16 protein-coding genes are annotated in these 20,586 nt (G+C 46.5%); 9 read left to right on the top strand and 7 right to left on the bottom strand.

The genetic code is table 11. The features are described from left to right. Positions 1-121: 121 nt before the first annotated feature. Together QP794_RS00155 and QP794_RS00150 are read left to right on the top strand one after the other, a co-directional pair. A complete protein-coding gene (locus tag QP794_RS00155; RefSeq protein ID WP_285074403.1) occupies positions 122-1,978 on the top strand; it encodes an adenine deaminase in 1,857 nt (618 codons plus the stop codon). Positions 1,979-2,368: 390 nt separating this feature from the next. Further along, positions 2,369-3,289, top strand: coding sequence for a hypothetical protein (locus QP794_RS00150; RefSeq protein WP_285074402.1), 921 nt, complete (start codon positions 2,369-2,371; stop codon positions 3,287-3,289). 153 nt (positions 3,290-3,442) lie between these two features. On the opposite strand, the gene QP794_RS00145 is transcribed toward QP794_RS00150, so the two are convergent. After that, positions 3,443-4,357, bottom strand: coding sequence for a helix-turn-helix transcriptional regulator (locus QP794_RS00145; RefSeq protein ID WP_024630115.1), 915 nt, complete (start codon positions 4,355-4,357; stop codon positions 3,443-3,445). 171 nt (positions 4,358-4,528) lie between these two features. Between QP794_RS00145 and yicI the strand changes: the two genes are divergently transcribed. From yicI to bcbE, 4 genes are all read left to right on the top strand, one after another. Beyond that, positions 4,529-6,847: an alpha-xylosidase gene (gene yicI, locus QP794_RS00140; RefSeq protein WP_285074400.1), complete on the top strand. Its 2,319-nt coding sequence runs from the start codon at positions 4,529-4,531 to the stop codon at positions 6,845-6,847. A 173-nt stretch (positions 6,848-7,020) separates the two neighbouring features. After that, complete coding sequence (locus tag QP794_RS00135; RefSeq protein ID WP_285074399.1) at positions 7,021-8,037, top strand: phosphotransferase; 1,017 nt, start codon at positions 7,021-7,023, stop codon at positions 8,035-8,037. Positions 8,038-8,052: 15 nt separating this feature from the next. Next, on the top strand, positions 8,053-10,965 hold the full coding sequence (locus tag QP794_RS00130; RefSeq protein WP_285074397.1) for a glycoside hydrolase family 3 C-terminal domain-containing protein: 2,913 nt from the start codon (positions 8,053-8,055) through the stop codon (positions 10,963-10,965). 180 nt (positions 10,966-11,145) lie between these two features. Next, complete coding sequence (gene bcbE, locus QP794_RS00125; RefSeq protein ID WP_285074396.1) at positions 11,146-12,447, top strand: bacillibactin exporter BcbE; 1,302 nt, start codon at positions 11,146-11,148, stop codon at positions 12,445-12,447. A 97-nt stretch (positions 12,448-12,544) separates the two neighbouring features. Here the strand turns inward: bcbE and QP794_RS00120 are convergent, their stop codons facing one another. Further along, a complete protein-coding gene (locus QP794_RS00120; RefSeq protein ID WP_285074395.1) occupies positions 12,545-13,873 on the bottom strand; it encodes an MFS transporter in 1,329 nt (442 codons plus the stop codon). Between the two features lie 31 nt (positions 13,874-13,904). Continuing rightward, positions 13,905-14,333, bottom strand: a complete 429-nt coding sequence (locus QP794_RS00115) for a MarR family winged helix-turn-helix transcriptional regulator (protein ID WP_079347093.1) — start codon at positions 14,331-14,333, stop codon at positions 13,905-13,907. Positions 14,334-14,633: 300 nt separating this feature from the next. On the opposite strand from QP794_RS00115, the gene QP794_RS00110 reads away from it, so the two are divergent. Then, the gene (locus tag QP794_RS00110) at positions 14,634-15,107 is read left to right on the top strand and encodes an RbsD/FucU family protein (protein WP_285074391.1); all 474 of its coding nucleotides are present in this window, start codon (positions 14,634-14,636) and stop codon (positions 15,105-15,107) included. A 9-nt stretch (positions 15,108-15,116) separates the two neighbouring features. Here the strand turns inward: QP794_RS00110 and QP794_RS00105 are convergent, their stop codons facing one another. From QP794_RS00105 to QP794_RS00090, 4 genes are read right to left on the bottom strand one after another with little or no spacing between them, the layout of a single operon-like run. Further along, positions 15,117-16,235 (bottom strand): GerAB/ArcD/ProY family transporter, encoded by a 1,119-nt coding sequence (locus QP794_RS00105; protein ID WP_285074390.1) that lies wholly within the window; start codon positions 16,233-16,235, stop codon positions 15,117-15,119. Positions 16,236-16,249: 14 nt separating this feature from the next. Further along, a complete protein-coding gene (locus QP794_RS00100) occupies positions 16,250-16,456 on the bottom strand; it encodes a hypothetical protein (RefSeq protein ID WP_285074389.1) in 207 nt (68 codons plus the stop codon). A 43-nt stretch (positions 16,457-16,499) separates the two neighbouring features. After that, positions 16,500-17,651: a Ger(x)C family spore germination protein gene (locus QP794_RS00095; protein WP_285074388.1), complete on the bottom strand. Its 1,152-nt coding sequence runs from the start codon at positions 17,649-17,651 to the stop codon at positions 16,500-16,502. Continuing rightward, entirely contained in the window at positions 17,648-19,093 is a 1,446-nt protein-coding gene (locus tag QP794_RS00090; protein WP_285074387.1) for a spore germination protein, read from the bottom strand. The genes QP794_RS00095 and QP794_RS00090 overlap by 4 nt, the downstream gene beginning before the upstream one ends. Before the next feature lie 205 nt (positions 19,094-19,298). On the opposite strand from QP794_RS00090, the gene QP794_RS00085 reads away from it, so the two are divergent. Then, complete coding sequence (locus tag QP794_RS00085; RefSeq protein WP_285074386.1) at positions 19,299-19,796, top strand: GNAT family N-acetyltransferase; 498 nt, start codon at positions 19,299-19,301, stop codon at positions 19,794-19,796. A 51-nt stretch (positions 19,797-19,847) separates the two neighbouring features. Beyond that, positions 19,848-20,468 (top strand): TraX family protein, encoded by a 621-nt coding sequence (locus QP794_RS00080; RefSeq protein WP_285074385.1) that lies wholly within the window; start codon positions 19,848-19,850, stop codon positions 20,466-20,468. The last annotated feature ends 118 nt before the right edge of the window (positions 20,469-20,586 follow it).

Below are 20,586 nucleotides of genomic sequence, written 5' to 3'. Positions count from 1 at the left end.
TAATCCATCCTTTGTGTTCACGGACAATAGGTGTGAATTTTCTTTACACATGACGGTGAGACTCATATAATCGTAACAATCTATTTTTTTGGATCGTTTATTTCATGAAGGAGGCAGCAACATGAACACACCATCTTTTGAACGCCCATTAATGGCGGATTGCGTACCGGATCTGGTGGCAACGGCACGGGGAGACTTACCTGCAACCTTGGTCATTCGGGGCGGAACGCTGGTTAATGTAATTTCGGGTGAAATTTTGCCGGGCATGTCTGTAGCGGTACAGGGAGCCCGGATTGCATATGTTGGCAAAGATGTAAGCCATACGATCGGAGAGCATACACGTATTATTGAGGCGGAAGGCAAATACATTGCTCCCGGATTGCTGGATGGGCACTGTCACATTGAAAGCACACAAATGAAAGTGACAGAGTTTGCAAGAGCCGTTCTGCCTTCCGGTACAACGGGAGGGTTCTTTGACCCGCATGAAATCTCCAATGTGCTTGGACTCAAAGGTTTGCGATTGATGCTGGATGAAGCTCGGACGACGCCCATGGCTGCTTATATGCAGGTGGCTTCCTGTGTTCCTTCCACACATCCTGGACTGGAGACAACTGGCGCATATATTGGACCGGAAGAAGTAGCAGAAGCCTTATCCTGGGGTCCGGATATGATTGGTCTCGGTGAAGTGATGAACTTCCCTGGGGTTGTATACGGGGACGAGACGATGATTGGTGAGATTCAGGCGACGCTGAGAGCAGGCAAGGTGGCAGACGGTCACTTCACCTGGGCAGCGGATGACTGGCGTCTGCCAGCCTACGCAGCAAGCGGTGTGACGGGGGATCATGAATGTGTTACGAAGGAAGATGTAGTGGAACGTCTCCGGCTGGGCATGTACGCTAAAATGCGTCAGGGCTCTGCATGGCATGACGTTGCAGAAACGATCAAAGCCTGCACAGAGCTTGGCCTGGATACACGCCGCATGATGCTGGTGACCGATGACCGGAGTTCTGAATCGCTGCTCAAAGAAGGTCATATGGACTTTGTTGTTCGTTTGGCGATTTCTCAAGGGGTGAAGCCGGTCACTGCATTCCAGATGGCCACCATTAATACGGCTGAACGTTTCGGTGTAGCACGCGACATTGGTGCGGTTATTCCAGGGAATATCGCCGACATTATTTTGCTGGATGGACGCTTGGCTGATGTCCGTGTAGGCATGACGATTGCAGCAGGGCATGTCGTAGCAGAGAACGGCAAAATGACAGCGGTCTGGGACAGTTTCACCTATCCGGAAGAGGCGCTGAACACCGTAAAGCTGGAGGCCAATATCCAGCCGAAGCATATGGAGCTGTCTGCGCCGATTACTGAAGGTATGATTGGAGCGAAAGTCATTCATGTGACGGAGAATCATGTGGATACCAAGGAGAAGCATGTTAATGTCACGGTGGAACATGGCAATGTAGTCATCTCAACGGCAGGTGAAATCTGCAAAATTGCGGTGCTGGAGCGTCATAAACAAACGGGAAATCGTGCGGTGGCACTTGTTGGGGGGATCGGCTTCACAGGTCCTGCGGCCATCGCGATGACCGTTGCGCATGACAGCCACAATCTGCTCATTATCGGTAATGATGACGCAATGATGGCTGAGGCGGGCAATCGTGTCATCGGAATGCAGGGTGGCGTAGCCGTTGTGACTGGAACAGGTGTGACCGAATTCCCGCTGCGCATTGCAGGTTTGATGTCCACGGAATCATTCGAAGTGGTAGCAGCTCAATCTGCAGCTGTCAGTGAAGCGCTGCAGTCTGCTGGCTGTACGTTAAATAACGCATTTATGACACTGTCCCTGCTGGCACTGGTCGTTATTCCGGAATTGCGCTTGTCCGATAAGGGCCTGGTACGCATTTCGGCAGAAGGCATTGAGCTGGTATCCCTGTTTGATGAAATGGTGGAGAATACACCGTCTGCTCCAGCCGGGAACTAACGAATAACAGGTATCCATTCTTCCTAGAAATGGGGAGAGAAGTATAGGTCGCCCTAGGGCGGCCTTTTTTGTGATGAATAGGAAAACGCTTACTAGGTCTTGAGTCGTCTGTTGTACATATGCAAAAAATGACCCATATTTAGTCGGAATGCAGCTAAAAATTAAAAGCTTTTTCATAAATGAGTCTTTAGAACTATAAATACAGAAGTGTGAATACCCGAAATAATGTTATATGATTCTTTCGTCGTAAGTCTAAGAGATGATGTTGCATATAAAAGCAATGTAAATAGTCGTGCTTTGAAATAGTGCTTAGGGAATGAATATAAAACGACAGAATGTCATCCGGGTTTGCACGTTAGAGCTGCATAACATTATAGGGAGTGTATAAATATGAAAAGAAAAAGAGGTTACCAATTCGTTTTGTTAATTAGTTGTTTCATGCTGTTTACAGGGAATGCGTATGTTTGCAAGGCTACTGCACTTGGTTCAGTCGACAGTTATGAAACGATTCATGGAACGGTACAAGGCTCCGTAAGAGCAACCTGGGTTTGGGACACCACGCAGATCCAAAGTAACCCTCAGCTAGTGCTGAAGTTTGCCGCAACGAACAAAATCAATACGATTTACCTACAAATGAATCGGGATGTAAAGCTTCCGTATTATACGGATTTCATTCGTAAGGCCAGAGAGAAAAATATTGCCGTGGACGTTATGGATGGCAGACCTTCCTGGGGATTGGCCGAGAGCCGGCAGCAAATTGCCGATTTTCTGGACTGGGTTGAAGCCTATCAAAATCAAGTCGAGCCCAATGAAAAGTTTGCCGGCATCCATTTGGACATCGAACCTCATGTTCATCCAGAGTGGAAAACGAATCAGGCCAGTGTGATTACGCAGTGGCAGGGGAACGTTCAATATATTGTCGATCGGGCCGCACGGATGAAGATGCCTGTAGGCGCAGACCTGCCTTTCTGGCTGGACGGTTACAAGATTCCGGGTTCCACGATGAACGTAAGCAGCTGGATGATTCGCAAGTTTGACTCCATCACCATTATGGCTTATCGGGATACGGCAGCGGCCATCTATAAGGTTGCAAAAGATGAGCTTGAGGAAGCTTCACTTTTGGGCAAAACGGTATCGATTGCCGTGGAGACCAAGCAGAGCAAGGAAGGCGACTTTATCACTTTTTATGAAGAAGGTACAACGTATATGGAATCACAGCTCCAATTGGTTGAGAAAATGGCGAGTTCACATTCGTCGTTTAACGGTTTTTCGGTCCATGAGTACAGCTCATGGGAGACATTGAAGAAGTAAAATGAAACTCCATTCATCAGCATGATAAATAAGGTGCTTACAGCAGAACGGGCTGTGGCACCTTATTTGTATCTGCTATCTGATATAAAAGGGAGAACAGTGAACGATCATCAGTTCGGAGTGCCGAGTGCTGTCCCTGACAGGAGCTTAATCTTAGACCAGTGCAGGTTCCACCGCCACTTTCTCATAAAACATTTTGCGATATTGGGACGGGGTAATGTTCCTGTGTTTCTTGAATGTTGTAATGAAGTAGCTCAAGTGCTCAAATCCGACGTCCATGGCAATATCCACAATTTTGTGATCGGTATTCTCAAGCTGATAACAGGCCTGCTGGATGCGATAATAGTTGATATAGTCGACCGGACTTTTCTGCACCATTTGTTTGAAAAAGCGGCAAAAGTGTCCTTCGCTCATATTGGCTTCATCTGCCAGTTCTTTTAACTTGAGTGGTTCAGGGTAACGCTTGTGAATATAACTTAACACTGATTTTAGGCGCTCCACTTTATCGTGACTGCCTGATGATACGGTCCCTTTGAGTGCAGCGGGTCTCATATGTTCAAACATTTGTGCAAATATTAGATAGAGGTAAGCTTTTGTTGTCATCTCGCAGGTTGGTGTGCCGGCGGCATGATCGGCGAAAATTCGTTTCAAATGAAAAATGATTTCTTGACCCCAAGCTTCATCGGTTTGGATATGGTAAGGGGGGATTGCTGTTTTGTGTACGAGCGGGCCAACGAACTTCTCCTGCACAGCATCGAATGTCCGGCTGCCTAACAGCTCCGGGTTAAATACAATAGATGAAAAAACGCAGGGGACATCGCCTTTCAGATAACCTGCGTGGATTTCCCCCCGATTGATAAAAATAGCTTCTCCTGCCTGAACCTCTACCGTATTCATGTCAATTTGAAAAACAGCACTGCCCTGAGTCACCATGGTGAACTCCATCTCGTCATGCCAGTGGCAATCGAGAATGCTGTCGCCATTCAGCTGCTGAATATCCGGGTACACACTGACAGGATACATGGCGTTGCCGTGAATCCGGTCTTCCCGTAATCGTTCACGTTCCATAGTAGTTCTCCTTTTGCATCATTATTAATGTAAACGTTACCATAGATTGGTGGTGTTTATAAGGAATCGGATAAGAAATATCAAAATCGTGATATATTTGGTCAAAATATGAGAAGAAATTCGTTATTAATGTCAATATTATTATAGTATAACCGAAGGGGGAAAGAAAACATGAAATTTACTGATGGATTCTGGATGACTCGTGAAGGGTACCACATTCAAAACCCGACTGACATTCGTGATATTGTGCAAAAAGAGGATTCTTTGACCGTATATGCGGCAACTAAATATATTCGCACCAAAGGCGACACGTTGAACGGTACATTGCTTAAAGCAACGTACAGCTCCCCTATGCCTAACGTTATTCGTGTAACCTTGAATCATCATAAGGGCGGAGTGAAAAAAGGGCCTGAATTTGAGCTTAACCATCAAGATGTGAACGTTGACATTTCGAAGAATGAACAAGGGGCTGTTTTGAAAAGCGGCAATCTGGAAGTTCAAATCGACAAAACGAATGGTTGGGACGTCAGCTTCCTGTATGAAGGAAAACGAATTACAGGTAGCGGCCAAAGAGCGGCTGGTTATATTACAGGTCCAAGTAAGGAAGCGTACTTCCGCGAGCAGCTTGATCTCGGCATTGGTGAATACGTTTACGGACTCGGTGAGCGCTTCACGCCGTTCGTTAAGAATGGCCAAGTGGTTGACACCTGGAATGAGGACGGCGGTACAAGCAGCGAGCAGTCCTATAAGAACATTCCTTTCTATTTGTCCAATAAAGGATATGGCGTATTTGTAAACCATCCTGAACGCGTATCGTATGAGATTGCATCTGAGAATGTATCTAAAGTGCAGTTCAGCGTAGAAGGAGAGACGTTGGAGTACTTCATTATCGGCGGTGACAATCCAAAGGATGTGCTTGATAATTATACCCAATTAACAGGTAAACCAGCGCTTCCACCGGCATGGACATTTGGTCTGTGGCTGACAACATCATTCACAACGGATTATGATGAAGCAACGGTTAACCATTTTGTAGATGGCATGGCTGAACGTGATCTTCCGCTTTCTGTATTCCATTTTGACTGCTTCTGGATGAAGGAATACCAATGGTCTGATTTTGTATGGGATGAAGCGATGTTCCCGGACCCGGAAGGTATGCTTGCACGTCTGAAAGAAAAGGGTCTTAAAATATGTGCTTGGATCAACCCTTATATTGCTGAAAAATCCTATTTGTTCGATGAAGGCATGGAGAACGGTTATCTGGTTAAAACAGCGGATGGCAGCGTATGGCAATGGGATATGTGGCAAGCAGGTATGGCTCTCGTTGATTTCACGAATCCGGATGCTGTGAATTGGTATAAGAGTAAGCTGGAAGTCCTGCTGGATCAAGGTGTAGACTCCTTCAAGACAGATTTCGGTGAAAGAATTCCGACAGATGTCGTGTACTTCGATGGCTCTGATCCGGTTAAAATGCACAACTATTATACACAGCTCTATAACAAAGCTGTATTTGAATTGCTCGAAGACAAGATTGGCAAAAACGAAGCTGCCCTGTTTGCACGCTCTGCAACAGCAGGTGGTCAACAGTTCCCGGTTCACTGGGGTGGAGACTGCTCTTCTACTTATGAATCCATGGCTGAATCACTTCGAGGCGGCCTCTCGCTTGGACTTTCCGGTTTCGGATTCTGGAGCCATGATATCAGCGGTTTTGAGAGTACAGCGACCCCTGACGTTTACAAACGCTGGGTACAATTCGGACTTTTGTCTTCTCACAGCCGTCTACACGGAAGCACTTCGTATCGTGTGCCTTGGCTGTTTGATGAGGAGTCCGTGGACGTTGTTCGCGACTTTACCAAACTCAAAATCAGCCTGATGCCGTACCTTTACAATTCTGCGGTGGAGTCGACGGTAAGAGGTATTCCGATGATGCGCGCTATGCTGCTGGATTTCCCAGAGGATCCAACAACTTATAGCCTGGATACACAATACATGTTCGGTGATTCCATTCTGGTTGCGCCAATCTTCAATAAGGAAGGCGATGTGCGTTATTACCTGCCTGAAGGAACTTGGACTAACTATCTGACTGGAGCTAAAGTACAAGGTGGACGCTGGATCAGTGAAAACCATGATTTCAAAACACTGCCAATGATGATCAAACCAAACAGTCTGATCGCGGTTGGTGCTGTGGATAACAAACCGGATTATGACTTTGCAAATGATGTAAGCCTTCATTTGTTCGAATTGGCTGACGGCAACTCCGCTCAAGCGGTTGTTGTGAACCAAAGTGCTGAGCAGGAGCTGGTCGTTAATGTTTCCCGTAACGGCTCTGTTCTGGAGGTTCGTGCTGAAGGTGCGGGCAAACCATGGAATATCGTGCTACGTGGCATTGAGCGTGTGTCCGGCGTAGAGGGTGGTTCCCAAGCGTCTGGTGCAAATGGTGTTGTCGTTACGGCTGCAGCAGGTGCAAGCTCGCTTACAATCCAACTGTAATGTTTATTGCATAAACAAAAGGGCGGTACCGCAAGGTGCCGTCTGTTTGTTTACTGTCATGCCATTGCATATATGGTTCTAGTAAGGTTTGTTCTGTCATCGAAGTGGCAAATGTAAATACCTCTTAGTTCAATTTATACAGCGGCAGATAAAGATAGGGGATTATATCTTAAATGAGTACAACGAAGTCAGGTTTACATCAAACCATTACAGCAGAGATGCTGCATCAGTTAGTGGAGAATAATTTTGGAACCGCTACCATTGTGAATGATTTTGTACTTTTGCAGGGTGGGCTTTTTAATACAACGTATCGTATTCAGCTAGAACATGCATCGCATACGGATGTGATTTTGCGTTTGGCACCAGAGCGGGGAGATATGCCGTCCGGTTCAGCAAGTGATCCGCTATTCTCGTTTGAGCGCTCGATGATGTCTGCTGAACCTGTTGTTTATGAATATTACCGTAAGGCAGGCATTCCTGCTCCAAATATTATCGTCTGTGATGACAGCGGATTGGTCATTCCTAGAACCTACATGTTTATGGAGTTTATCCCTAGTAAGCAGCTGGACCACCCATCGATTTCGGTGTCCGACAAAGAACGATTGTATCATCAACTCGGCGTATATACCGCTGCCATACATCGGATTCAGGGTACAGCGTTTGGGTGGCCGCAAGGCGATGGTACGATTAAAGGCTCGGATCACTGGTCCGAGGTGCTGCACTCTTTTGCTCAGGAAACGTCTCTTAAAGCCGCCCAAGTCGGGTATATGCCAGGTGTGGGGGAAGAGGTCGCAGAGATGTTCATTAAGAATAAGGATTTATTTGATCAGGTAACTGTTCCGGTTCTTGTTCATAACGATCTGTGGGAAGCCAACGTGCTTGTTCATGAGAAAAATGGTGAGTTAACCATTGCTGCCATCATTGATGGGGATCGTTCCATGTTTGCGGACAGGGCGTTTGAAGCTATTTTATCGACTGAATCATCAACTGCTTTTCATAAAGGTTATAGTCAACCTCAGGATATGTCCCATGAAGGACAGGCACGCCTTCTTGCCTACCGAATACTGTCCTCCTACTTTAACGCATATGTCCATGAACATCAGGTGCATCAGTCTGAGGCAGGACAGAAGTACTGTGAACGAACACGGTATCTATTGGACCAATGGAAGCAACTCAAAATTAACAAATAAGTAGGAGGGTTTAGTATGAATGAATATAATGAATATCCGATGTGGGACGCAACATTGCCATTGGAAGAACGATTAAATGACTTGATTGCGCGTTTGACAACGGGGGAGAAAATTCGATTAATTCCTACACGTGAAGCAGCAGTGCCCCGATTGGGAATCCCCGGCTACAATGTGGGAGGTGAAGCAGCTCACGGGGTTGCCTGGATTGGAGAGGCTACCGTTTTCCCGCAACCGCTTGGTTTGTCGAGCACCTGGAATACCAAGCTCATGCGTGAAATTGGGTCTGTCATCGGAGATGAAGCCAGAGCATACCATCATCGTGCACCCGAGCGTCACGGCTTGACCTTATGGGCGCCTACCGTCGATCTGGAACGGGACCCGCGTTGGGGAAGAACGGAAGAAGGGTATGGTGAGGACCCTGTACTGACGGGCGAAATGTCGGCAGCTCTTGTGAAAGGCATGCAGGGTTATCATTCATTCTATTTGAAAATGGTAGCGACGCTGAAGCACTTTTTTGCCAACAATAATGAGAAGGATCGGTTGAATTGTTCATCCAGCATCGATCCGCGGAACTTGCGTGAATATTATTTAAAAGCATTCGAGACACCTTTCGTAGAAGGCGGAGCCTTATCGATGATGACAGCGTACAACTCTATCAACGGCACACCAGCCATAGAAAGTCCGTATGTGAATGATGTGGTCAAGGGTGAGTGGGCCATGCCAGGTTTTATCGTGTGTGATGGGGGTGACTTGTCCCAGACGGTCAATTATCACGGTTATCATGCCTCGCATGCGGAATCAGCTGCAGGCGCCTTAAAAGCAGGCGTGGACTGTCTGACGGACGAGGTCGACTTGGTCGTATCTGCCTTGGAAGAGGCACTTGAGCGGAACTTGCTGGAGGTTGAGGATCTTGACCGGGCCATTCGCAATATTTTTGGCGTACGTATGCGACTGGGACAGCTGGATCAGACGGGTCTTAATCCTTATGCTTCAATATCGGAATCTGTATTGTGTGCGCCTGAACATGCCAAATTAAGCTATAGAGCGGCAGCGGAGTCAATCGTTTTGCTCAAAAATGATGGACTGCTTCCGCTCCAACCGGAGAGATTGCAGAAGGTTAGCGTAATCGGACCCCTTGCGGATGTGGTCTATACCGATTGGTATAGTGGCACACTGCCTTATCGTGTTACCGTTCTGGAAGGATTGCGCAAGCAGCTTGTCGGTGCAGAAGTATCCTTTACAGACGGAAATGATCACATCAGCCTCAAGACGGTCGATGGAAAGATAGTAACACTCGATGCTGAAGGGAAGCTTGTGGCCGTGCCAGAGGAAAGTGCAGAGACAGCCGAGTTCACCCATCAAGACTGGGGCTGGGGAAGTCACACACTGCGCAGTCTGAAGAATAATCGATATGTTACGTTAACCGAACAGGGGATATATCAGGCGAGTGCACCGGAGATTGGTGGCTGGTTTGTCAAGGAAGTGGTGCAGATTGATTCACAAGCGGATGGAAGCAGTACGTTGCGTACGTGGAACGGATTGCCGCTTGGGCTGAATGAGCATCAGGGCCAGTGGGTACTGTCCCCAACGCCGGAACAAACTGACGAAGACTTGAGTTCATCTGGTCATCCGGAAGCTATAGTGGAGACGCAGGAACCTGCTTTATTCAAGATGGACGTTGTTGTTGAAGGGATAGAGCAGGCGAAAGAAGCTGCGAAGAATAGTGATGTTTCTGTTGTTGTTGTCGGCAATAGTCCATATATTAACGGCAAAGAGGAAATTGATCGTCCAAGTCTGCTGCTTCCGCCGGATCAGGTTCGGCTGGTGAAGGAAGTCTGCCACGTGAACCCGAATACGGTCGTCGTCATTGTGGGCAGTTATCCATTTGCACTGCAAGATTTGAAAGATGTGGCTCCGGCTATCGTATATTTAACGCATGCTGGTCAGGAATTGGGAAATGCGGTTGCCGATGTTTTGCTTGGAAATTATGCTCCTGCTGGCAGACTGAACATGACATGGTATGAGGATGAATCGCAGCTTCCTGACCTCATGGATTATGACATTATTCATAACGGTACAACTTATATGTATCATGAAGGTCCAGTTTTGTATCCCTTTGGTCATGGATTGACCTATTCGGAATTTGAGTATAGAGCGATTCGAGTACAGCGAGCGCAGGGATCTTCTGGAGACGATGTACTGAAGATTGAAATACAGGTGGAGAACAAAGGGGAACGCGACAGCGATGAGGTGGTGCAGCTGTACGGGCATGCCCAAACTTCACGGGTGAAGCGCCCGCAAAGTCAGTTGATCGGCTTCCGGCGGATTCATCTTGCCTCAGGCGCAGTGGAAGATCTTTCGTTTGAAATACCTGTTCAGAAATTGGCTTTCTGGGATGTCACTCGTGACAAATATTGTCTTGAAACCGCAACATGGTCGATCATGGCTGGACGTTCCTCGGCAAATATTTGTCAAACGGCAGAGATCCACATCGAGGGTGAAACCATTCCTGCACGCGCGCTTAATCTGCCTACGTTTGCGGAAAATTACGATGCATATGCAGGCGTGCTATTGGATGAATGTCTGGAAGGACGATCAGCCGTCCGTGCCATTACTTCAGGCGAACCGCTGTATCGTGAAGGATGCCCATCTTGGATTTCATTCCACGATAATGCTTTCCGGCAAGCTAACGGATTTGAGGGTCGGGTGGCAGCCTTCGGAGAAGGTGGCGAATTGGAGATTCGAGCGGAAGGTCCGAAAGGACCGCTGCTCGGCACTTGTGTTGTTCCAGGTTCCGTTGGGACTGTAAACGGGAAGAATCTTCAATGGAGCACCGTCCGTTGTGCACTTCAGACAGAGCGTGAGCTAGAACAGCTCTGCATCGTTTTCAAGGGCGGTGCAGCCCTTCAGCAATTTGTGCTGATTTAGCCTTTCATTTATAAACCTTCATGATGTATAGCAAAAAAGGCTGTCATGTCACTGATTTCAGTGAGACAGCTTTTTTGCGTTGTTATCCAAAGTGATCTTTTTTACATAAGCCGTATATTCAACTGCAGAACAACCCACAATAACGTTGTTGTTTTCTGATTCTGTAAAGGTGGTTGAGGTATGAACGATAAAAAGTGGGATCTCGTCGCACTCGCTTCCATCCCGGTCATTATGACACTGGGCAACTCCATGCTGATCCCCATCCTTCCGCAGATTGAGCGTGAATTGAAAGTGTCCTCATTCAGGGTCAGCATGTTAATTACGGTTTATGCGGTCGTCGCGATCCTGCTCATTCCACTTGCAGGATATCTGTCGGATCGTTTCGGCAGGAAAGCCGTCATTATACCCAGTCTCATCATTGCAGCCGCAGGAGGTGCGGTAGCAGGAGGAGCAGCCTGGATGCTGAATGGAAATGCGGCATACTGGACCATTCTCGGTGGCAGACTTTTGCAAGGAATAGGGGCAGCAGGGGCTTTCCCGATTGTCATTCCATTGGTTGGAGATATGTTCGATGATGAAAACGAAGTGAGTAAAAGCCTTGGGATTATTGAAACCTCGAATACCTTCGGCAAGGTACTAAGTCCGATTTTGGGTGCAGCTCTCGCTGTCTGGATTTGGTATTTGCCTTTTATGGCTATTCCGGTACTCTGTTTGCTTTCATTGGTCTTGGTTATTTTCCTGGTGAAAACACCCAAGAAGAAGGAAGAACCACAGAGCTTTCAAGAATTTGTTGCTTCCATCCGCAGTGTGCTGAAAGAAAAGGGGCGCTGGCTGTATGCGATTTTTGCCATCGGCGGAATTTGCATGTTTGTTCTCTTTGGTGTGCTTTTTTATCTGTCGGAGACATTGGAATCGGAGTTCAAATTAAAAGGTGTTGTTAAAGGGCTTGTGCTTGCCATACCGCTGGCAGCCTTGTGTCTGGCATCTTTCTTTGCTGGAAAGTGGATTGGGAAGGACAAGACACGGATGAAATGGCTCGGGTTTATCGGACTTGCTGTTTTAACGGTATGTCTTGGCGTAATCGGGCTTTTTGACAACATTTATGTCGTTGTCGGTCTGTTTACCCTTGGCGGAGCCGGAATAGGTGCTACACTGCCATGTCTGGATGCTATGGTTACTGAAGGGGTGGACAAGGAACAGCGTGGTACCATCACGGCGTTATTCAGCAGTATGCGTTTTATCGGTGTGTCACTCGGACCTCCTATTGTGTCACTGTTAATCGGGTCCCACCATTTTATTCTGTTTGGTATTCTCGCCGCGTCCGGGGCGGTGGGAGGCTTGCTTACGTTATTGGCAGTCAAGCCGGATAAGGGAAATCAGCCCACATCAGGCGGTGGCCAAAATCATCGTGAACCTGATTATGATGATGTGAAACAGCCAAGTGGGTATGTGCCAGGACGTAGAAAGAAAAGTCCACTCTGATTAAGGCTATAAAAAAACGCGTTTACTCTGGGGGAAGTATGGTTCCCTTACAGAGTAGACGCGTTCTAATGAATTGAAGTACAGCAGCGTAATTGCATCAGTTATTTTTTCGTTGAGTAGGTGTGTCATTTTCACTTGCAGTTTCAGTATGCTCAGGTCGTTCGGAGTCCTGCCCAGCAATATGTGTATGACTCAATAGCGGATGGACAGGAACTGCAAAACCTCCACTTCGTTTTCCTTGAATCAGGTAGATCAGGAGAAACAGGACCATGAATATAATGGAATAACGATACATATCGGTATAACTGGTTATGGAAGCAATAGCGCCCAGCAGAAGTGCTCCCATAGCAATCCCTAAATCCAGCGTATTCAGAAACATGCCGTTAGCCATACCGCGCTGTGATGGAGAGACAATCTGGATCATCCAGGTCTGCATAGAGGACTGGATGGAACCATATCCGATCCCGTATAAAAATGCAGCAACAAACAAGATAAGCATAGAAGTAGCATATGAGAGAGTAATCAGTCCAGCAGCAATGAATATCGCTCCGGGAATCAGTAACGCTTTCGGACCTTTACTGTCATAGATCCGTCCTGCAAATGGTCTGACCAGCAGGACAGCGAGAGCATTAAACAAAAAGAACAGTGCAGGGTTAGCCAGGTTGGCTTCCTTTCCGTACAACACGATGAATCCAACAAGTCCGCCATATGTGATGGACAGCAAACAATTCAGTACACTTGGCAGAATCAGTTTGCGGTTGAAGGGCGTCTTTACCTTGGTGCCAGATATTGCAGCTATTCCAGCCGGTGGAGTAGGTACTACCTCGTCAACGTCATTGACCCTCCTATCTTTTTTGCGAGTCAGTGAATAGCTGAGAGGATAGATGACCACTATAACCCCCGCCGTACATAACATGAGTGTCACGAACCCAGCGCCCTGCAGCACGGTGACCCCAATAATGGGACCCATGGACATGGCTAAACTTGTGGACAGTCCGAAATAGCCCATACCTTCACCCATCCGTTTCACAGGCACAATATCAGATGCCATCGTCGGGAAAGCCGTGCTACCCATGCCAAATCCGATACCGAACACCATACGCAGCAATAACAGGACAGCAATCCCGGCAGCAAAATAATATCCAAGTGTCGCAAGCAAGGCAACGGTCAAGCCAATATAGATCATGGCATTACGAAGACCCTTCTCCAATGCTTTGGCTGAATAGAGCCGGGCAGCAATGGCGCTAAGGGCAAAGAGACAGGTGAAAAGGCTGACTTCAAAGGCATTGGCGTGAAAACGGTCCTGCACATAGGACGGCAGTGGGGATACAATCATGTGAAGTTGCAGAAAGAGTAGAAAGTTACATAACATGAGCAGGATAAAATCGGTGGTCCACAGTTTGACTTGCGATGATTGTGATTTCATTTTTTGTTCATTCCCCCTGGTGTAAAATTCGTTACAGATTGCTGTTCATGAGGGAAAGAGTATGTCTAAATGCTTCCATCTGGTCTTCGGGAATACCTTCAGTAAGATTTTTATTCATTTCTCTTTCGAGCGGAACAAGCTGGTCAAGCAATCGTTTTCCTTCTTCGGTCAAGTAGAGCAGGTAGGCTCTGCGATCCTGTTCGCTGGTCCGGCGATCGACCCAGCCTTTCTTTTCCAACAGATCAATAATTCGGGCAGTGGTGGGCTGGTCCTTATAAACGCGCGTCGCAACTTCCTTCTGATTCACGCCTTCGCCTTTACCGATGTTGAACAGAACGGAAAATTGCTCTGTCGTAATATCATAGGGTTTAAATCGTATGGCTAGTAAAGCCGACGCTTTGCGGTGTGTCATGCCCAGCATGAAACCAATGGATTGATCGAGTGAATAGTCGGTCCCCATAAAATCCTCTCTTTCTTTAAACAAAATAGTCTCAATGCATATACTTGTTATAACAACTATATGCTAAACAATTAATTTTGTCAAAACAGATTTATTGAACACAAGCGCATGATAAAACCCTTTTTATTTAAAATTGACAGTGGATTAAAGTTTTGATGCGCACATTGAAATATGCAAACGTTGGAAAATACTGATAAAATGGAAGTGCCGCTGTATTGTGGTAATTGGACTACATGATGGTGAGGTTACGAAGACGAATCTGCTCCAGCTACCTATGGAGCTGACTGAGGAGAGCTGAGTATGCTGAAGAACATTCCCGCAATAATACCTCCGGAACTGCTGAAAATCATGTCTGAAATGGGTCATGGAGACGAACTGGTACTGGCTGATGGTAACTTCCCCGCAGCCAGTCATGCCCAGCGGCTGATTCGCTGTGATGCGCTGGGTACGGTTGAATTACTGGATGCCATTTTAAGTTTGTATCCGCTGGATACGTATGCTGAGCGGCCGGCAGCCGTAATGCAGGTCGTCAAGGGGGATCAGGTGGTGCCTATGATATGGGAAGATTATCGCAGGCTGATCCTGGACCATGAGGGCATCACGGATGCTTTAGATCATGAAGAGCGTTTCGCGTTTTATGAAAGGGCTTCCCGCGCCTATGTTATCATTGCAACCGGTGAACGTGCGCAGTATGCCAATTTGATTTTGAAAAAAGGGGTCATTTTTCCAGATACTGATCCTTTTCCGCAATCAAAAAAAGTGGAATTAAACTGAATTTAGAGTTCAAGGCGACGAAGAGGCAGAGGTCTCGCTCGCCTTTTTGTTTTTCCCAGAACGCAGCCAGTAAACAATAACATATAGTATAGGCATACACTCGATAAGTACGGCATAGGTAGCGATGGCGTAAGAACGAATGGCTAATTCATAGGAAGCCGCGTCTTTTGCATATTGAAGCACATAAGTAGCAGCCGTTCCCGCGAGCAGATAGACTACCGTTCTATCCTTTCGAACTCCGGTAAGTTTGGCAAGACAAACCGAGGCTGCATATAACAGAAACGAGCTGCGAGTAAACATGGTCGTAGACCAAATGGCAATCAGGAATGGGTCCAGGTTATCCAGAAAATCGCCGTAACGGGCAAAACGTATCATTTCCAGCAAAGGGTAGCGAAGGCTGCTGGCTTCATAAGGTCCAAAATTCATTAAAGTAAACATCCAGAATACGATAATGAATAATGCAAGTGTAGAGCCAGCAAACAACATACTTCGTAGAAGCGGCCGCCTGAAAGCGATGGCAGGGGCAAGAAACAGGAACATCATCCATTCGGAAAACCAGGGCATGGTTGAAAGGGAGCCCGTGAAAATTTCTTTCAGATCATGATGAGTGAGCATGGCAAGCAGTACATCCGGATTCCCCCCGCTTGTTACAGCAGGCATGAGAAAAGCAGACGTAAAGATTTGCACCAAGAATATGCCTTCTGACAAATAGACAATGGTAATCAAACCTGAACGCGCGGAGAGGCTGATACATAAAATGGTTACGGTTGCTGTCAGCCATATAGGTGTCTCAGGTAAGTACATGGATTGCAGGAAAACGATGAAATTCTCTACGTCAATGGATATCAAATACAGGCACAGTAACACAATGAGACCGAGGAACAGCTTGTGAACGACCTTGCCCACAATTTCTTCACCAAAATCAACCCACGGTCGATCCGGGTGAACTGCTCCCAATCTGTATGTGAAGAAGAGAAGAATCAGACTGATCGCAAACCCGCCAAGGATGGATATCCACCCCTGATAACCGCTCATTTTGAACAAGCGCTGCAGGAGGAAAGCTATGGGTTCGGAATACAGGTAGACAAACATAAAACGGTACGCTTGTCCGGCAGACAATTTGATCATGGCGTACTCCTTTCTCAGCCAAATAAGCGGTCTGCCCAGCCAAAGAGCAGCCTGATGACATCATTGGGATTAGGCCAGCCCGGTACAGAGACAGCCAGGGTATTCCACAGAAGAAATAGGCCCAGCAAAATGAAATAGGCTCTTTTAATTCCCTTTTTGCTGGACTTGATTATGGGCCACTCAAGTATGTACAGTACGGCAAACAAAACAACAGCAATCATTGGTTTACCTCCTAAAGTGGCTTGACACTTTCAACTGCTCCTATCAGTAGCTGGATTCCGATCCTACGAACTGGATGTTGATTTTGGTATGCACGTTAAACTGCAAATCGTTTTTGACATAATCATTCCAAACGGGACGCAACTGTTCCCAGATGCGAGGATAGGCCCATTCCAGACGATAACCAAGCATCAGAATATCAGCTTTTTTTCGTTGTCCGGCCTTTATTGCGTTTGTTAAATAGGCACTCGCCTTTTCATTGGCCTTTTGCTGTATTTGTTTAACGCCCACAACATCCTTGACCTTGAGAACGGGGATTACGGAATTCAGTTCTGCCTCACCCCTTAAAGTGATGTCAAAAAAAGGTTGTCCATTTACAAGTTTGACCTTGATTTTGGAATTCATATTATAGATGGTCATACTCGCTTTCTCGTCATCAGTTTCCACGGAGACGACCAAAGTATCCAAATTGCGATTGGCCCAGGCTACCGTTCTTGTTTCTTCGGGTGAGATCGAATCAACCATCTTCATCTGTTTGAAAAGAGCACTGCCCACCTGACTGGTCCATTGCTTTCGTTTGTTCTCCTCGCTTGCCATTGTGGTTGCTTTCGACTCCAGTAAGGGGGCAGCAAAGCCCTGATTCATTTTGTCAGCCATAAGTACAGTGAGCATTTGTGTCTTTAACATATTTTCTTCAGTTGCAAATTCTCTTAACACATCACTGGGTGTTTCTTCGAAAACCGGGGTCAGATTAGCCACGTCTCGGGCTCTGCCCTTGGCAACCATGACATAACTGCTAAGATGGAACAAAGGTTCACGTGAAATCCATTCCATCGTATCTTGAATTCCTTCTCTGGCATATGCTTCACCGAATACCACTACCCGTGTATGCCCCCAGGAAAGCTTTCGTGTGAGATCTGTTTGGATTTTCTCCATAGCATCAGCGATGGTGGATGCGGAAGCCGAAACGAGAGCATATGGATTTTTTCCGGGTCCTCCGGTTCCTTCCGGAGTGAGACGGTTCGGCAGCGGCATACTAAGTGAAATATCGATTTCACCTGGTTTTTCGCCTTTATCCACATACATGGTCGTAATAAACGAACGTTCATTTATCTCCACTTTGGACCAGCAGCCACTGCAAAGTAAAACACATATCAAAACGACACTCAGTTTGGTTGTAATGATTAACGTTTTCATGTCTTTTGCCTTTTTTTATTAGCATTTGCATAAGCTGTTGGACGCTGCTTCATCAGGAACCAGGGCACACGAACGATAGTATCCTTGATATCACGAAGTACGAGAGGAGCAAAGGGCTGCATGTAAGGAACGCCAAATGAGCGAAGACTGACCATATACCAATAGATCAGATAGATCGAGATCACGATGCCGAACAGACCCAGCGTTCCGCCCATAAACAGCACTGGAAAACGAAGCAGCCGGAAGGCCAGTCCGAGCTCGAAGTGCGGGATGATAAAGGCGGCAATACCTGTGATGGATACGACGATAACCAATGGTGCTGAGACAATTCCAGCCTGTACGGCCGCCTGACCAATCACAATCCCGCCGATAATGGACACCGTCTGACCCAGCGGCTTCGGAATACGAATTCCCGCTTCGCGCAAACCTTCAAAGGTCACTTCCATAATGAGCGCTTCAATCAGGGCGGGGAAGGGGATGTTTTCTCTGGCAGAAGCAATCGTAATCAGCAGGTTGGTCGGAATAATTTCCGGGTGAAAAGTAGTAACGGCGACATAAAAGGATGGCAGCAGGAAGGCTATAAAGGCAAACAACAGACGAATAAGCCGGATAAAGGAAGCAGAATAAAATCGTTGATAATAGTCTTCCGAAGACTGCATTAAAGAAAAAAAGGTTACGGGAATGAGCAGGGAAAACGGTGTTCCGTCCTGCATGACCCCGATCCGCCCTTCAACCAGTGCAGCCGCCACCGTATCCGGCCGTTCGGTATATTGATATTGTGGAAAAGGAGAGAGCGGATGATCCTCCAGAAATTCAGATAAATAACTCACGCCCAAGCTGCTGTCCATATCAATATTACCCAGGCTTTCCAGCACATTTTCCAAAATGTCCGGTTTGCATAACCCTTGAATATACACCACGAATACTTCAGTTTTGGTGTATTTACCGATGATGAATTTAACCATTTTCAAATCAGGGTGTTTGATTTTGTGCCGGAGCAGAGACATATTCACATGAATGTCTTCGATGAAGGCTTCCTGGGGCCCGACAATGACAACTTCGTTGCTTGATTCCGTTACGGAACGTCTTTGATAATTTTGAAGAGCAAAGTGGATCATGCCCGAAATACCCTCGATATATAATGCTGCATTACCTGAAACGATATCATCCACAATTGTTGCTGCTGAATTCGAGTGGTGGCTGTTAAGGGTGAAAAATGATCCGGTTACGACACGGGTAATGAATTGATGATCTATTTCATTTCGTGAGGCTTCCTCAAGTAGTGGTTTGACGATGGCTTCTCGCATGGTAGGGGTATCCACAATGGACTGAATATAGATGAGTTCACAATGGAAAGGTCCGATTTGAAAAGGCTGATAGATTATGTCGGCAACACCCAACAGATTAGCCCTAACCTGTTCATAGATATTGTCTTTTTCCATTTCAGTTTCGCCTCCCTATGCTTAATCCTGAGTCTCTAATCTGACTATAGTGTGCGACGCTTCCAATGAAATATACTTTTAAGTTTGAATTATCGAAATATATTACAAACTTTGATGCAGATGTTGAATGGGGAAAGCGCCAAATTAGGCTTAAAATAAGAGGGTGGAATGAAGCGGGAGACGTTATATAAGGAGTTGAGGGAAGATGACGTATCGGATTAGACGTGCTGAGCTTGGAGATGTTAATAAAGTGGCACAGCTGTTCAATGAATATAGGATGTTTTACGATCAGCTTACAGATCTGAACGGAGCGAATGAGTATATAAGAGAACGTAGTGAACGCAATGAATCCGTTATTCTGATTGCAGAATTGGAAGTGAATACAGACAAGAGAGAGGAGAGCAGCTTGACGGATAAGCCTATATCGAGCGAGGTGGGTGGATTTGTACAGCTTTATCCAAGCTTTAGCTCGGTGTCCATGAGACCAATCTGGGTGCTTAATGATCTGTATGTACATGCAGATCATCGCCAGAAGGGAATAGCGCGTAAGCTGCTGCAAGCTGCACAACGATTGGCAGATGAGAGTGGAGCTGTACGAATCGTGCTCTCTACAGCGATAAGCAACAAGAAGGCTCAGGCATTATATGAGTCGGAAGGCTATACGCTGGATACCGAGTTCATGTATTATGAACTTCAAGTATAAGGAATTTATAGAGACCCCAGAACTTCAGGGCAAGGGAGGCATTAGCTCAAAATGATGCAATGGATAGCGATGATTACGATGTTGATCGATCATATAGGAGCCGTCTTTTATCCGGAGGTAACCGAGCTGCGAATTATTGGTCGGATTGCTTTTCCAATCTATGCTTTTGCTGTTTATATCGGTTATAAACATACGCGCAACGTACAAAAATACATATGGCGGTTGTTCTGGATTGCTGTTCTCTCGCAATTGCCGTTTATGGCGGCTTTTAATCATTTTTCGTTGAATGTGGTATGGACATTGTGGTCAGCCCTGCTTGTGTTGCTCGTACTCGATAAACTTCCGAACCGTATGCTGGGAATTCCGATTGTGATCGGGGCAGGCTTGGTCATGGAGATGGCCCATATGGATTACGGCATGTATGGCTTGCTGCTTGTATTGCTGTTCCGTTACTTCCAGGGACCCATTCTGGTCATGGCTCATGTGCTCTTGAATGTTCTGTATATTTTGCTGTACAGCAGCTCTGTTCAGATGTACAGCGTAATCGCTACCGTTGGAATCGCAGTGGCCCAGTATTATAACGCAGGGTTCCGTCTGAAAGGTCCACGTTGGATTTGGCGTTATTTTTATCCTGCACATTTGGCGGTTATTGCCTTGATTCGCTGGATTTAAGAAGTTTTCTTGAAGAAAGAGCCTTCATGAAGAAAGAAGCCACCTCAACGTCATCACTGACGTTGGGTGGCTTCTTAATATTTTTTCAGTGGATGCACTACACTACATGCATTTACGG

This window comes from Paenibacillus sp. UMB7766-LJ446, assembly GCF_030226665.1.
GTDB lineage: Bacteria > Bacillota > Bacilli > Paenibacillales > Paenibacillaceae > Paenibacillus > Paenibacillus vandeheii.
This window is presented reverse-complemented; position numbering and strand designations above follow the sequence as displayed.

What these genes read in the sequence shown, in the direction of transcription:
- QP794_RS00120 (WP_285074395.1), bottom strand. Translation starts at nt 13,873, where the DNA reads ATGAAATCACAATCATCGCAAGTCAAACTGTGGACCACCGATTTTATC.
- QP794_RS00100 (WP_285074389.1), bottom strand. Translation starts at nt 16,456, where the DNA reads ATGATTGCTGTTGTTTTGTTTGCCGTACTGTACATACTTGAGTGGCCC.
- QP794_RS00110 (WP_285074391.1), top strand. Translation starts at nt 14,634, where the DNA reads ATGCTGAAGAACATTCCCGCAATAATACCTCCGGAACTGCTGAAAATC.
- QP794_RS00085 (WP_285074386.1), top strand. Translation starts at nt 19,299, where the DNA reads ATGACGTATCGGATTAGACGTGCTGAGCTTGGAGATGTTAATAAAGTG.
- QP794_RS00095 (WP_285074388.1), bottom strand. Translation starts at nt 17,651, where the DNA reads ATGAAAACGTTAATCATTACAACCAAACTGAGTGTCGTTTTGATATGT.
- QP794_RS00090 (WP_285074387.1), bottom strand. Translation starts at nt 19,093, where the DNA reads ATGGAAAAAGACAATATCTATGAACAGGTTAGGGCTAATCTGTTGGGT.
- QP794_RS00155 (WP_285074403.1), top strand. Translation starts at nt 122, where the DNA reads ATGAACACACCATCTTTTGAACGCCCATTAATGGCGGATTGCGTACCG.
- QP794_RS00135 (WP_285074399.1), top strand. Translation starts at nt 7,021, where the DNA reads ATGAGTACAACGAAGTCAGGTTTACATCAAACCATTACAGCAGAGATG.
- QP794_RS00080 (WP_285074385.1), top strand. Translation starts at nt 19,848, where the DNA reads ATGATGCAATGGATAGCGATGATTACGATGTTGATCGATCATATAGGA.
- QP794_RS00105 (WP_285074390.1), bottom strand. Translation starts at nt 16,235, where the DNA reads ATGATCAAATTGTCTGCCGGACAAGCGTACCGTTTTATGTTTGTCTAC.
- bcbE (WP_285074396.1), top strand. Translation starts at nt 11,146, where the DNA reads ATGAACGATAAAAAGTGGGATCTCGTCGCACTCGCTTCCATCCCGGTC.
- QP794_RS00145 (WP_024630115.1), bottom strand. Translation starts at nt 4,357, where the DNA reads ATGGAACGTGAACGATTACGGGAAGACCGGATTCACGGCAACGCCATG.
- yicI (WP_285074400.1), top strand. Translation starts at nt 4,529, where the DNA reads ATGAAATTTACTGATGGATTCTGGATGACTCGTGAAGGGTACCACATT.
- QP794_RS00115 (WP_079347093.1), bottom strand. Translation starts at nt 14,333, where the DNA reads ATGGGGACCGACTATTCACTCGATCAATCCATTGGTTTCATGCTGGGC.
- QP794_RS00150 (WP_285074402.1), top strand. Translation starts at nt 2,369, where the DNA reads ATGAAAAGAAAAAGAGGTTACCAATTCGTTTTGTTAATTAGTTGTTTC.
- QP794_RS00130 (WP_285074397.1), top strand. Translation starts at nt 8,053, where the DNA reads ATGAATGAATATAATGAATATCCGATGTGGGACGCAACATTGCCATTG.